Source organism: Pseudoxanthomonas sp. 68-E7, from assembly GCF_057773145.1.
The window spans coordinates 113,495-126,608 of record NZ_JBYMTI010000005.1; the positions used below are offsets into that span (position 1 = coordinate 113,495).

A 13,114-nucleotide genomic window follows, 5' to 3' on the forward strand; every position below is an offset into this window, starting at 1 on the left:
GTATTCCGCCGGACAACCGCCGGAAGCACCGCCCATGCGTACGGCTGGCTGGCGTGCCCGGCGGCCAGCCAGCATTGATTCCGCGTCAGAACACCACGAACGCCTGCAGGCGCACGTAGCGGAAGGCATAGCTGCCGGTGCCGGTGTCGGTCAGCACCGGGGTGTCGGTGTAACCGGCGTCCAGGCGCAGCCAGGCGTCCTTCCAGCGCGGGGTCTCGACGCCGAATTCGACCAGGCGCGCACGCTTCCAGCCTTCCTCGGAGCTGCGCTGGCGTCCCCAGCCGGCGCGGGCATTCCACTGGTAACCGCCGATGTGCCGGCGCCAGGCCAGCACGCCAAGCGCTTCGCCATACCAGGGCGGCGAGTAGTAATCGGCCTCGAAGGCTTCGCTGTTGCGGTAGTAGCGGGTGCGCAACTGGGCGCTCAGGCCCTGCTCCGGCGCGAACGCATAGACGAGATTGCCGCGCAGGTGGGTGCGCAGGTTGTCACCGGTGCCGAAGTCCTGCAGGCCGGCGACCAGGCTGGCGGACCAGCGGTCGCTGAATGGCATGTCGATCGCCGCGCCGGCGAAGGTCTGTACCCAGCCCTCGCGCGCGCCACGCCGGGTTTCCAACACATCGCGCTCGACGAAGAACTCCTTGCGCCAGGGATCGGTGCTGTGGATCGACGCGCGGCCCAGCAGATCATCGCCGTTGCTGCCGATGTCGCCGTCCCAGCGCCAGTCCTTGCCGAGGCTGCCGGCGCCGCTGAGGTAGGCGCGATTCTCCAACTCGGACCAGTCGCGCCCGGCGAACCGCGCGCGCTCGACCTTCACGCCCCACCAGTGTTCGATGTCCCGATGCTGGATGTCCCAGCCCAGCGCGACCTTGCGGGTCTCGTTGTCGTCCGCGTCCGAACCGATCCAGAGGTCGGTGCGCAGCGCCGGACGCGCGGCGGGCATGTCTTCGGCGAAGGACGGGACCGCGGGAACCGCCAGCGCCCATCCGAGGGCGACGGCGACGACACACTTGCTCATTTGGTCCCCCAGGTCTTGCGCAGGCGCAGCATCTCGGCGGCATACCCCATGACGCAGACCGGCTGCAGGATCATGGTGTAGGCCAGGGTGTAGAAAAGGAAGCCGCTGATGTTGCGGCGCACGCGCAGGTCCTGGCTTTTGAACATCTTCGATTGCACCCGGAAGATGATCAGGTTCCACAGCGCGGCCAGCGGCAGCACCAGCAGGGTCATGATACCGGCGATCCAGTAATAGCCGAACAGCGCCAGGATCAGGCCGGGAATGAAGGCCAGCGTGTAAACCAGATCCAATGGCAGGAACAGCAGGTTCCACCAGATGAAGAGCGTGGTCATGCGCGGCTTGAACAGCAGGCTGCCGTGGCGCGCGAACGCCTCCATCAAGCCGCGCGACCAGCGCTGGCGCTGCTTCGAGAACTGGCCGAGCTTTTCCGGCACCCGGGTAAACAGGCAGGCTTCCTCGCAATAGCCAATGCGCGCGCCGGTCTTCAGCAGCGCCCACGACAGCACGATGTCCTCGCCCACGCATTCGGGCCAGCCGCCGGCCTGTTCCAGGGCCTGGCGGGTGTAGAGCGAGAATGCGCCCTGTGCGACGAGCGTGCCGTGGTACATGCTCTGCATGCGCTTGACCGCGGCAATGCCATGGAAATAGTCCCACTCCTGGCTGCGGGTCAGCCAGTTCTCGCGGGAGTTGCGCACCAGCACCGCGCCGGCCACCGCCACGGTGCCGGCGGGATCGCACAGGAAACGTTCGACCAGCTTGCGCAGCGCATCCGGACGCAGGTAGGAATCACCATCGACGGTGACCACCAGGGCCTGCCGGGTTTCGGCCAATCCCCGGTTCAGTGCCTTGGACTTGCCGCCGTTCTTGGGCTGCGCCAGCACGCGCACGCGCAGGCCGGGCCGGCCCTGTTCGGCCGCCGCCGCGCGGGCGATGGCCAGGCTGTCGTCGGTGGAGCCGTCGTCGATCACCACCACTTCGATCTCGCCCGGGTAGTCCTGGCGGGCCAGGCTGGTCAGGGTGTCGGCAATGTTGTCGGCTTCGTTGTAGCAGGCCACCAGCACGCACACCTCCGGCAACCGCTCGAACCTGCGCAGGCGCGGACGCCGGTCGGCCAGGATGGAACCGATCAGGAAGGCATTCATGAAGCCCGGCACGTAGGCGATGAAGGCGATGATGACCAGCGCCGCCGCAAAGCCCACGTGGATCGACAGTTCCTGCAGCCACGGTTGCGAGAGGCGGACACTCAGGGCCGCCCAGGCCAGGGCAACCGTCAGCACCAGCAGGTATTTGACCCGTATCGGCAGGTAGAAGCGCCGGTATTCCGGCACCGGAATTGGTGCCGGCGTGGGGGGCTCCGGCGGCCGGGCACGGATCCCATCCCAGGGCGGGGCATCTGAAGGCGAATGGGCGTCATACATGGCGGCGGGCACGGAAACTCGGAATGTGCCGGGAACTGAGCAAATCGCGTGCCAACCGGATGCCCTCCCGGCGGACTCCTCTCGGTCGCTCTCCCCCTCTCCGTTCAAATTTCGTGATTTAAATCACTATTTAGTGACGCAGAAGGTCACTTTTGGCCCGTCACCTTGAGCCAGGCCCGAGCAAACAGGCCCCGGATACCACCGACGCCTGCTTCTGGGCGCGGGCACCGGTTCAGACGCTTAGGAACCCCATCTGCTGGCTCCCGCCACGCTCCATGCCCTGCCCGCAACCGATGAATCGGGTCCAGACAGGGTGATTTTTGGTGATTTACATCACATAAATTTATGGATTATTAACAGAATCGTCCCGTTACAGACCCCTTCGGGGAGGTTTCCCGGAGTTGGCAAGATTTGTGCTTCTCATCACAAATCATGGACCACCAGCAGGTCTCCCTCCGGAGGCCTTTCTGTTAGCTACAGGGGCGGAACGCTTTGAAAAGAACCACTTTGTCTTGGGCGCTGGCATGCGCCATGGGTGCGACCGGTCTGCCGGCACTGGCAGCGGCACCCGCCGGAACTCCCGATTCACCCACCACCGATCCTGGCCATGACGCCTCGCTCGAACAGGCTTCACGCCTGCGTGACGAGTCGCGCTGGCTGGACGCATTGGCCATCTTCGAGCGCCTGCAGGCACAGCGTCCGGATGACGCCAACCTGTACCGCCTGCGTACCCTGACCCTGGGCGATATCGGCAACAGCTACCAGGCCTGGTCGATGTACCGCGCCCGGCCGGACCTGTTCGACGCCGCGCAGCGCGAACGGTTCGAAGCCAATTACCTCGCGCGCCTGATCCTGTGGTCGCAGGCCTATCCGGAAAACGAGCGCAACCGCCTGGCCGAGGCGCGCGTGGCCGACACGGCCATCGACGAATACCTGCGGCTCTCGCCGGCCAATGATCCGGCGCTGCCGACCCGCATCCGCTACGACCGCCTGCTGCTGTTGTCGAAGATGGGGCGCCACCAGCAGGTCGTCGACGAATATCGCGCGCTGGGCGACACCGTCCCCGCCTATGCCCTGCCCGCGGTCGGCGATTCGCTGATGGCGCTCAAGCACCCGGTCGAGGCCGCGCCGGTGCTGGAAGCGGCGTTGCAGGCCGATCCGGACAACAGCGACGTGCGCATGCAGTTGGCCTATGCCTACCTGGAAAGCGAACAGCCGACCACCGCCATCCGCCAACTGGAAACCTACCGGGAAACCCAGCCGGCCTGGCTGTATGCCCCCGGCGCCCGCCAGGGCAGCCAGAACTGGCGTCGCGCCGACACCGACAGCACCCTGGCGATGCTGCGTGCGTTTTCCGAGGATCTGCCGACCGCCGAGCGCGAACTGACCGACATGCTCGGCATCGCCCCCAACAACGCCGGCATGCAGACCTCGCTCGGGCAGGTCTACATGATGCGGGGCTGGCCGGAACGCGCGCTGGAGCGCTTCCGCATGGCCTCCACCCTGGACGAACGCGACGTCAACGCGCGCGTTGGCCAGGTCGAAGCGCTGGTCACCCTGCGCCGCGACGACGAAGCGCGCGATCTGCACGGCCTGCTGGTGAAGGAATACGGTGACCAGCCGAACGTGCAGCGCATGGACGAACTCTGGCGCCAGCATCGCGGCTGGCAATGGCGCGCCTACGTGGCGGGCGCGCGCAGCCGCGGCGGCACCGGCAACACTCCGTTCGGCAATCGCGACGGCGAATACGGCGTGGAAGTGCAGTCGCCGCTGATCGACGATCGCTGGCGGTTGACCGCCGCGATCGACGATCGCTGGGCCGATTTCGACCGCGACCGCATCCACCAGCGCCGCCAGGGCGTGGGCGTGCGCTATGCCTACGATCGCCTGGACACGCATCTGGGTGTCTACCACTCCAGCGATCGCGTGGGGGGAACCGGCATCGGTCTGGACGTGGGCTGGCGCTTCAGCGACACCCTCGATGGACGCCTGTCGCTGCGCCGCAAGGACGCCGACGCCTCGCTGCAGGCGCGCGACGCCGGCATCACCGCGGACAGCGCGACGGTCGGCCTGGCCTATGAGCGCAACGAACGCACGCGCTTCGGCGGCGGACTGACCCATTGGCGCTACGAGGATGGCAATCGCCGCACCGCGCTCAACCTGGATGCGCAGCAGCGGCTGTTCACCCGCCCGCATTTCCTGCTCGATGGCCTGGCCGGCGTATCCGCCAGCCGCGCCAGCCGCCAGGACACGCCCTATTTCAATCCCTCGCGCGACGGCACGCTGGAACTGGGCCTGCGCGCGGACCACCTGGCATGGCGCGAATACGAGCGCCACTTCCGCCACCGTTTCACCGCGACCGCCGGACGCTACTGGCAGGAAGGCTTCGGGACCGCGTGGGTACCGTCGCTGCGCTACGAGCATGAATGGCAGTTCGGCCTGGGCCGGATCCTGACCTACGGCATCAACTGGTCGCGCCCGGTCTATGACGGCGTGCGTGAAGAGCGCTTCGGCTTCGACGCCGAACTGCGGTGGGGAGAATGATGATGAAGTCCATACGTCCGATCGGGCTGCTGCTGGGCCTGTTCGCGCTGGCGCTGCTGGCGCCGGTGTTCACCGCACGCGCCGCCGAGCCGCTGCTGGTGCTGAGCTACCACGACATCCGCGACGATGTCGCCAAGAAGGGTGACGCCGATGCCTACGCGGTCAGCACCCAGAATTTTGCCGCGCACCTGGACTGGCTGTCCGGCCACGGCTACCACCCGGTGTCGCTGTCGCAGGTGGTGGAAGCCTCGCGCGGCGGCACGCCGCTGCCGTCCAAGCCGGTGCTGCTGACCTTCGACGACGGCCTGCGCAGCCTGTACACGCACGCCTTCCCGTTGCTGCGCGCGTACAACTACCCGGCCCTGGCCGCGGTCATCACCGGCTGGGTCGACATGCCGGCCGGCCAGGAGATCGACTACGGCCCGCGCATGTTCAACCGCGACGATTTCGTCACCTGGGATCAACTGCGCGAGATGCAGGCCACCGGCCTGGTCGAAATCGCCAGCCACACCAACGCCATGCACAAGGGCGTGCAGTCCAATCCGCAGGGCAACCAGACCCCCGCGGCAATCACGCGCATCTACGACCCGGCCGCCGGCCAGTACGAAACCGAAGCCGCGTATCGCGAGCGCGTGCGTTCGGATCTGGCCACCAGCAGCGCTCTGATCCGCAAGCATCTGGGCCAGGCGCCCCGCTCCATCGTGTGGCCGTATGCCGCCTACAGCAGCGTGAGCAACGACATCGCCGAGACGCTGGGCATGTCGGTGTCGTTCGATCTGGAAGGACCCAGCACACCGGTGACCCGGGACCTGCACGGTCTCGCCCGCCTGCTGGTGATGGACAACCCGACCGTGACCGAGCTTGCCTACGAACTCCGCCATGATCCGGAAGCCGAGGGCATTCGCGCCCTGCAGGTCGATCTGGACGCGGTGTATGACCCGGATCCGCAGCAGCAAGCACGCAACCTGGATGCGCTGATCGAGCGGGTCAACCGCATCGGTCCCACCCACGTGTTCCTGCAGGCCTTCGCCGATCCCGATGGCGACGGCGCCGCGGATGCGCTGTACTTCCCCAACCGCTTCATGCCGGTGCGCGCGGATCTGTACAACCGGGTCGCCTGGCAGCTGTACACCCGCGCGCACGTCAAGGTGTACGCCTGGTTGCCGGTGATGGCCTACAAGCTGCCGCAACAGGCGCCGGACATGGCCATCGCCAGCCGCGAGGCCGACGGCATCCCGCGCCTGGACTTCACCCGCGCGGACGTGCGCCGGACCATCGCCGGCATCTACGAGGACCTGGCCGTGGCCTCCTACATGGAAGGACTGCTGTTCCATGACGACGCCTATCTGCGCGACACCGAACTGGCCTCGCTCGCCCCGAGCAACATCGAGGCGCGCACCCAGGCGTTGATCGATTTCACCCTGGAACTGAAGAACGCCGCGGAACGCTGGCGCCCCAAGCTCAGGACCGTGCGCAACCTGTACGCGCGCCCGGTGCTGGAGCCGCAGAGCCAGGCCTGGTTCGCGCAACGGCTGGATCTGTTCAACCGCGCCTACGATCACACCGCGCTGATGGCGATGCCGTGGATGGAAGGCAGCCGGCATCCGGAGAAGTGGCTGGATCAGCTGGTGGCCGCCGTGCGCACGCAGGACCCGCAACTGTCCCAGACCCTGTTCGAACTGCAGACGGTCGACTGGAACACCCGCAAGCCCATCCCCGGCAAGCGCATCAATGCCCTGATCCGGCGCCTGCAGGCGCAGGGCGTGCGCCATCTGGGCTGGTATCCGGATGACTTCATCGGCGATCTGCCCCGCATGCCCGACGCCCGCGCCGGCATCTCCGCCCGCGGCTTTCCGTACGAGGAGCGCTGATCATGGACAAGATCCTCGCCGTACTTTTCGAATTCGCCTTCCTGTACCCGATCATCATGTCGTTCTTCTGGATGTCGGGCGGGCTCTACTACTACTTCCGCCGCGAACGCCACGAGCGCCAGCGCACGGATCCGCCGCCGCTGGCGAGCTATCCGAAAGTCTCGATCCTCATCCCCTGCCACAACGAGGGTGCCAACGCGGAGGAGACCATCGGCAGCGCCCTGCTGCAGAAGTACCCCGACTTCGAGGTGATCGCCATCAACGATGGCAGTCGCGACAACACCGCCGAGGTGCTCAACGCCATGGCCGCGCGCCACGACCGCCTGCGCGTGATCCACCTGGACCGCAACCTGGGCAAGGCCAACGCGCTGCGCATGGGCGCCCTCGCCGCGCAGTCGGAATACCTGGTCTGCATCGACGGTGACGCGCTGCTCGACGAGTACGCCGCGCACTGGATGATCTGGCATCTGACCTCGGGTCCGCGGGTCGGCGCGGTCACCGGCAATCCGCGCATCCGCAACCGCTCCACCCTGCTGGGCCGCCTGCAGGTGGGTGAGTTCTCCTCGATCATCGGGATGATCAAGCGCGCGCAGCGCGTGTACGGACGCATCTTCACCGTGTCGGGCGTGATCAGCGCGTTCCGCCGCACGGCCCTGCATCGCATCGGCTACTGGGCCGACGACATGGTGACCGAGGACATCGACATCAGCTGGCGCCTGCAGCTGGACCACTGGGACATCCGCTACGAGCCCAACGCGCTGTGCTTCATCCTGATGCCCGAGACCCTCCGGGGCCTGTGGCGGCAGCGCCTGCGCTGGGCGCAGGGCGGCGTGGAAGTGTTGCTGCGCCATGGCCGCGATTTCTTCAGCTGGCGCAAGCGACGCATGTGGGGCGTGCTGATCGAGTACCTGCTCAGCGTGCTGTGGGCCTACACCATGCTGATGATCATCGTGCTGTGGGCGCTGGGCAAGTTCATCGCCCTGCCGCCGGCGCTGTACGTGCACACCATCCTGCCCTCGTGGCACGGCGTGATCCTGGCGATGGTCTGCATGGCGCAGTTCGCCAGCAGCATCATCATCGACCGCCGTTACGAAACCCAGGTCGGCCGCAACTACTTCTGGATGATCTGGTACCCGATGGCGTACTGGCTGCTGAGCCTGTTCACCACCGTGGTCGCGCTTCCCAAGACCCTGTTGAAACGGCGTGGCAAGCGCGCCACGTGGGTCAGTCCTGATCGAGGTATCCGATGAAATACGATTCCCGCCTCATCCGCAAACCCTATGCCCAGCCGCGCCTCAAGCGCGCGGCCTGGGGCTTCGTCACCGCCGCCTTCTGGGGTCTGTACATTTACCTCTGGCTGCCGCTGGTCACCCTGATCCTGTGGCTGCTGGGCGTGCGCACCGCGTTCTTCGAGCTGTACACCCGCCAGCACCAGGTGGAACCGTTCCTGATTGTCGCCATTCCCGTCATGGCCGCGGTCTGCGCGCTGGTGCTGATTGGCTGGGCCGAGTACAACCGCTGGCGCTTTGCCTCGCAGGACCGTCGCAGCCCACAGGAGGATGTCCGCGTGGACGAGGTGGCGCAGCGACTGGGCGCCGACCTGGCGCTGGCGCAGCGGCTCGGCCAGTCCAAGGTCACCCTGTTGCACATGAACGAGCAGGCGATTCCGGAATCGATGAGCACGCCCGCGCTCGCGGCCATGCCGGCCGGCTGATCCCGCGTTCCGCAATCCCCGCGGAAAAGACGTTTCAGGACGGTGTGTCGCCCCGGCGGCACACCGTCGTACAGGCGCGATCGGCGATAATGCGCGCGATGAAATCCGCGCAACACCCTTCCCCCCCTTCCGGCACCCTGGCTCCCACCGCTTCGCTCTGGTCTGGCCGCGGCCTGATCCTGGCCGGCATCGTGCTGTCCGCGTTCAACCTGCGCACGGCGGTGACCTCGCTGACCCCGCTGCTGGATCAACTGGGCCATCTGTTCGGTTTCGGCGCCACCATGACCGGTGTGTTCGGCATGCTGCCGACCGCCGCGTTCGCCCTGTTCGGCGTGCTCACCCCGGGCCTTGCCCATCGCATCGGCCTGGAGCGGACCGCGCTGCTGGCGATGTCGCTGGCCGCCATCGGACTGCTGCTGCGCAGCTTCGCCGGGGGCAGCGGCGCGCTGCTCGCCGCGTCGGCGGTGGCGCTGGCCGGCATGGGTATCGGCAACATCGTGCTGCCGCCGCTGGTGAAACGCTATTTCGCCGACCGGGTCGGCACCGTCAGCACCCTCTACATCACCGTGCTGCAGGCCGGCACCATCCTGCCGGCGCTGCTGGCGGTGCCGGTGATGGCGGCGAGCAGTTGGCAGGTCTCGCTGGGCCTGTGGTCGCTGTTCGCGATGGCGGCGGCGTTGCCGTGGATCGGCGTGTTGTGGATCGAACGGCGCCACGACACGCCGATGGCGCAGGCGCATGACCAAGCGGTCAGCGCCAGCGACGAGGCACCGGAGCTGTCCTCGCCACCCGCGCATGGCCGGGTCTGGCGATCGCCGGTGGCCTGGGGCATGGCGCTGATGTTCGGCATGACCTCGCTGGTGACCTATTCGATGTTCACCTGGCTGCCCAAGCTGCTGATCGAAGCCGGGGGCAGCGAAGCGCTGGGCGGCACCATGGTCGGCCTGTTTTCCGCGCTCGGCCTGGTCGCATCGCTGACCATGCCCGCGCTGGCGGTGCGCATGCGCAATCCGTACTCGGTCGTGCTGGCCTGCGTCGCGTTCTACCTGGTCGCCTTCGCCGGCCTGCTGTGGGCGCCGATGGCCGCGCCCGCGCTGTGGGTCGCGCTGCTCGGCATGGGCCCCAGCACCTTCCCGCTGGCGCTGACGATGATCAATCTGCGCACGCGGACGCCCGGGGGATCGGCCTCGCTGTCGGGCTTCATGCAGGGCGTGGGTTACTCGCTGTCCTGCCTGGGCCCGCTGATGTTCGGCCTGCTGCACGAACACACCCACGGCTGGACCTGGCCGTTTGGCTTCCTGCTGCTGTGCATCGGCGTGCTGCTGATCGGCGGTTACCTGGCCTGCAAGCCGCGCTTCCTGGAAGACACCTGGTGAAGGGCCGGGATCCGGGATTGGGGATTCGGGATGAGTGCAAGCGTAGAACCTTGCATGCCCGACTGCTTCCCCTCCAACGCTCCCGCAGCGGAGCAAATCCGCTCTACAGCAGATCCGGATGGCGGACCTGGCCTTCGCCGCGGACCACGAAGCGTTCGACGGTCAACGATTCCGCGCCCATCGGGCCGTAGGCATGCAGGCGGGTGGTGGAGATGCCGATTTCCGCACCCAGGCCGAGTTCACCGCCGTCGCTGAAGCGCGATGACGCGTTGACCATCACCACCGCCGAACGCAGCGCCTGCACGAACCGCTCCGCGTGGCCGGCGTCGCCGGTGGCGATCACCTCGGTGTGGTCGGAGCCGAAGCGGCGGATGTGCTCGATCGCCGGCTCCAGGCCGTCCACCACCTTCACCGCGATGATCAGGTCCAGGAATTCGGCGGCGTAGTCGTCTTCGGTCACCGGCGACGCTTCCGGCATCGACATCCGTGCGACGTCGTCGGCGCGCACCTGCACGCCGCGTCCGCGCAACGCTTCCGCGGCCATCGGCAGGAAGGACGATGCGATGTCCCGATGCACCAGCAGGGTTTCCAGCGCATTGCACACCCCCGGCCGCGACGCCTTGCCGTCGAGCAGCAGGCGCAGGGCCAACCGCGGATCCGCGCTGGCATCCACGAACAGGTGGCAGACGCCCTTGTAGTGCTTGATCACCGGCACCCGCGCGTGTTCGGCGACGAACCGGATCAGCCCTTCCCCACCGCGCGGGATCGCCAGATCGATGACATCGTTGAGCTGCAGCAGTTCGACCATGGTCTCCCGGCGCAGGTCCTCGACCAGGGTGAGCGCCGCTTCCGGCAGGCCCTGCGCGCACAGGGCGCCGCGAAGCGCGGCGGCGATGGCGGTGTTGGAATGGATGGCCTCGGAGCCCCCGCGCAGGATCACGCCGTTGCCGGCCTTCAGGCACAGCGCGGCGGCATCGGCGGTGACGTTGGGGCGCGCCTCGTAGATCATCGCCACCACGCCCAGCGGCACGCGCATGCGCTGGATGTGGATGCCGTTGGGGCGGGTCTCCTCGCGGGTCACCTGGCCGACCGGATCCGGCAGTTCCGCGACTTCGCGCACGGCCGACGCGATCCCGGCCAGGCGTTTTTCGTCCAGCTTCAACCGGTCCAGCATCGCACCGGTGATGCCCTTGGCGGCGGCCGCCTCCATGTCGCGGGCATTGGCGGCGAGAATGGTCTCGCGCCCGTCCTCCAGCGCCTCGGCCATCGCCCGCAGCAGCGTGTTCTTGGCGGCAGTGGAGAGCTGGGCGATCGCCTGCGCCGCATCGCGGCATTGCAGCGCCTGTTGCTGGATGTCGCTCATCGTTTCCGGTTCCATTGCAGATAGTCGAAGGGCTGGCTCACAGCACGACCAGATCGTCGCGATGCACGACATTCTCGCCATAGGTGTAGCCGAGGATGCTCTCGATCTCGCGCGAGTGCCGACGGGCGATGCGACGGATGTCGATCGCCGAATACTGGCTCACGCCGCGCGCGATGCAGTGATCGCCGCCGTCGCGCAGGCGGACCTCGACCATGTCGCCACGCCTGAAATCGCCTTCGGCGCCGACCACGCCGCCCGGCAGCAGCGAGGCGCCGCGTTCGCGCACCGCGCCGGCCGCACCGGTATCGATCAGGATCGCCCCGGCTTCGACCGGCACGTTGCGCAGCCAGTACTTGCGCGCGGCGAGGCGGTTCTGCGCGGGCCGGAAGCGGGTGCCGTGCAGGCGGCCCGCCGCCAGCGCCGACAGGGTGCCGGCATGGGTGCCGTTGAACAGGCAGGTTTCGATGCCGGCCGCCGCCGCCTTGGCCGCGGCTTCCAGCTTGGTGTGCATGCCGCCGGTGCCGACGCCGCTGCCGGCACCGCCGGCCATGGCGAAGAAGGCCGGCGTCAGTGCTTCGACATCGAGGATGGGCTGGGCGTCCGCGTGCGTGCGCGGGTTGGCCGAATAGAAGCCATCGATGTCGGTGGCGATGAACAGCGCGTCGGCGTCGATCAGCGCGGCCACCACCGCGGCCAGGTTGTCGTTGTCGCCCAGTTTGAGCTCATCCACCGAGACAGTGTCGTTCTCGTTGACCACCGGCAGCGCGCCCAGCGCCAACAACTCCTGCAGGGTGGCGCGCGCGTTGAGATAGCGCCGTCGGTTGCGCAGATCGTCATGGGTCAGCAGCACCTGCGCGACCGGGCGCTCGAAGAACCGCTGCCACAGCCCGATCAGCTGCGCCTGCCCCAGCGCCGCCAGCGCCTGCCGCTCCGCCATCGCCGCGCCGCTCGCGGGCTTGCGGTGCAGCAGCCCGCGTCCCGCGGCGACCGCGCCGGAAGACACGATGACCACCTCGCGACCCGCCAGCAGGCTGGAGGAGACGAACTGGGCCAGATTGAGCGCGTGGCGCGGACTCAGTCCTTCCCCATCCGCGGCCAGCAGGCTGCTGCCCACCTTGAGCACCGCGCGCTTCCACGTCGGCAGGATCTGTTCGGCGAAGGGGGATATGGCCTGGCTCATGGACTCAGCGGGTGTTCCATTCGTGCACGGTGAGGACCGAGCTGCCGGTGATGGCCAGCGGGTCGCGGGCGGCAAGGGTGCGCGCCTCTTCCAGCGAGGCCAGGCCGGTCAGCAGATAGGCGCCACCGGTGCGATCGCTGAAGCCGCCGGTCATTTCCAGCAGGCCGGCTTCGCGAAGGCCGTCCAGAAAGGCGTGATGCGGGGCAATGACGTCCTCGCGGAATCCGGGCGTCCGCATCGCCATCACCAGGTAACGCGTCTTCATCGGTCGTTCTCCGGAACGGTCAACGGCGCAGGCACGCGGTCGCCATGCGCACGCGGCGACGAGATCACCAGGAAGCGGGTGTCGGCGCTCGAACGGTTGCGCATCCGGTGCGCCTGGCCCGGCGCGACGTGCAGGCCCTCGCCCGCGTCGAGCACGGACGTGACGCCTTCCACCTCGAGTTCGGCCTGTCCGGCCAGCACGTAGAAGAACTGGCGTGCCTGGAGGTGATAGTGGCGCACTTCCGCAGTGCCCGATGGCATCCGCTCCTCGATCACGCTCAGGCCGTCGTGCTTGAGCAGATGCCAGCCATCGCAGCCCTGGCCCCACGCGTAGTGTTCGGCATTGGCGCGACTGACCGGCGACATGGC

Annotated in this window: 11 protein-coding genes; 5 read left to right on the forward strand and 6 right to left on the reverse strand. The window is 67.6% G+C overall.

The features are described from left to right. Window positions 1–85: 85 nt before the first annotated feature. The gene (locus tag AC3DE2_RS13370; RefSeq protein ID WP_488426617.1) at window positions 86–1,015 is read right to left on the reverse strand and encodes a hypothetical protein; all 930 of its coding nucleotides are present in this window, start codon (window positions 1,013–1,015) and stop codon (window positions 86–88) included. Further along, window positions 1,012–2,343, reverse strand: coding sequence for a glycosyltransferase family 2 protein (locus AC3DE2_RS13375; protein WP_488426618.1), 1,332 nt, complete (start codon window positions 2,341–2,343; stop codon window positions 1,012–1,014). Before AC3DE2_RS13375 ends, AC3DE2_RS13370 begins: the two co-directional genes overlap by 4 nt. Before the next feature lie 621 nt (window positions 2,344–2,964). On the opposite strand from AC3DE2_RS13375, the gene pgaA reads away from it, so the two are divergent. From pgaA to AC3DE2_RS13400, 5 genes are all read left to right on the forward strand, one after another. Beyond that, on the forward strand, window positions 2,965–4,977 hold the full coding sequence (gene pgaA / locus AC3DE2_RS13380) for a poly-beta-1,6 N-acetyl-D-glucosamine export porin PgaA (protein ID WP_488426619.1): 2,013 nt from the start codon (window positions 2,965–2,967) through the stop codon (window positions 4,975–4,977). Between the two features lie 2 nt (window positions 4,978–4,979). Next, window positions 4,980–6,848: a poly-beta-1,6-N-acetyl-D-glucosamine N-deacetylase PgaB gene (gene pgaB / locus AC3DE2_RS13385; protein WP_488426620.1), complete on the forward strand. Its 1,869-nt coding sequence runs from the start codon at window positions 4,980–4,982 to the stop codon at window positions 6,846–6,848. 2 nt (window positions 6,849–6,850) lie between these two features. Further along, window positions 6,851–8,098 carry a poly-beta-1,6-N-acetyl-D-glucosamine synthase gene (gene pgaC / locus AC3DE2_RS13390; protein ID WP_488426621.1) on the forward strand — a complete coding sequence of 416 codons (1,248 nt, stop codon included), beginning with the start codon at window positions 6,851–6,853 and terminating at the stop codon, window positions 8,096–8,098. Continuing rightward, window positions 8,095–8,562, forward strand: a complete 468-nt coding sequence (pgaD, locus tag AC3DE2_RS13395; protein ID WP_295375894.1) for a poly-beta-1,6-N-acetyl-D-glucosamine biosynthesis protein PgaD — start codon at window positions 8,095–8,097, stop codon at window positions 8,560–8,562. Before pgaC ends, pgaD begins: the two co-directional genes overlap by 4 nt. Window positions 8,563–8,660: 98 nt before the next feature. Then, window positions 8,661–9,938 carry a CynX/NimT family MFS transporter gene (locus tag AC3DE2_RS13400; RefSeq protein WP_295375892.1) on the forward strand — a complete coding sequence of 426 codons (1,278 nt, stop codon included), beginning with the start codon at window positions 8,661–8,663 and terminating at the stop codon, window positions 9,936–9,938. Window positions 9,939–10,041: 103 nt separating this feature from the next. Here AC3DE2_RS13400 and AC3DE2_RS13405 read toward each other — a convergent pair whose 3' ends face one another. From AC3DE2_RS13405 to AC3DE2_RS13420, 4 genes are read right to left on the reverse strand one after another with little or no spacing between them, the layout of a single operon-like run. Next, complete coding sequence (locus tag AC3DE2_RS13405) at window positions 10,042–11,301, reverse strand: glutamate-5-semialdehyde dehydrogenase (protein WP_488426622.1); 1,260 nt, start codon at window positions 11,299–11,301, stop codon at window positions 10,042–10,044. Between the two features lie 37 nt (window positions 11,302–11,338). Beyond that, a complete protein-coding gene (gene proB / locus AC3DE2_RS13410; RefSeq protein WP_488426623.1) occupies window positions 11,339–12,481 on the reverse strand; it encodes a glutamate 5-kinase in 1,143 nt (380 codons plus the stop codon). A 4-nt stretch (window positions 12,482–12,485) separates the two neighbouring features. Further along, on the reverse strand, window positions 12,486–12,746 hold the full coding sequence (locus AC3DE2_RS13415) for a YciI family protein (RefSeq protein WP_488426624.1): 261 nt from the start codon (window positions 12,744–12,746) through the stop codon (window positions 12,486–12,488). Beyond that, window positions 12,743–13,111, reverse strand: coding sequence for a cupin domain-containing protein (locus AC3DE2_RS13420; RefSeq protein WP_295378146.1), 369 nt, complete (start codon window positions 13,109–13,111; stop codon window positions 12,743–12,745). The genes AC3DE2_RS13415 and AC3DE2_RS13420 overlap by 4 nt, the downstream gene beginning before the upstream one ends. Window positions 13,112–13,114: the final 3 nt, after the last annotated feature.

Coding starts and splice junctions, on each gene's coding strand:
- pgaA (WP_488426619.1), top strand. CDS start 2,965: ATGGGTGCGACCGGTCTGCCGGCACTGGCAGCGGCACCCGCCGGAACT.
- pgaB (WP_488426620.1), top strand. CDS start 4,980: ATGAAGTCCATACGTCCGATCGGGCTGCTGCTGGGCCTGTTCGCGCTG.
- pgaC (WP_488426621.1), top strand. CDS start 6,851: ATGGACAAGATCCTCGCCGTACTTTTCGAATTCGCCTTCCTGTACCCG.
- AC3DE2_RS13420 (WP_295378146.1), bottom strand. CDS start 13,111: ATGTCGCCGGTCAGTCGCGCCAATGCCGAACACTACGCGTGGGGCCAG.
- AC3DE2_RS13400 (WP_295375892.1), top strand. CDS start 8,661: ATGAAATCCGCGCAACACCCTTCCCCCCCTTCCGGCACCCTGGCTCCC.
- AC3DE2_RS13405 (WP_488426622.1), bottom strand. CDS start 11,301: ATGAGCGACATCCAGCAACAGGCGCTGCAATGCCGCGATGCGGCGCAG.
- proB (WP_488426623.1), bottom strand. CDS start 12,481: ATGAGCCAGGCCATATCCCCCTTCGCCGAACAGATCCTGCCGACGTGG.
- AC3DE2_RS13370 (WP_488426617.1), bottom strand. CDS start 1,015: ATGAGCAAGTGTGTCGTCGCCGTCGCCCTCGGATGGGCGCTGGCGGTT.
- AC3DE2_RS13415 (WP_488426624.1), bottom strand. CDS start 12,746: ATGAAGACGCGTTACCTGGTGATGGCGATGCGGACGCCCGGATTCCGC.
- pgaD (WP_295375894.1), top strand. CDS start 8,095: ATGAAATACGATTCCCGCCTCATCCGCAAACCCTATGCCCAGCCGCGC.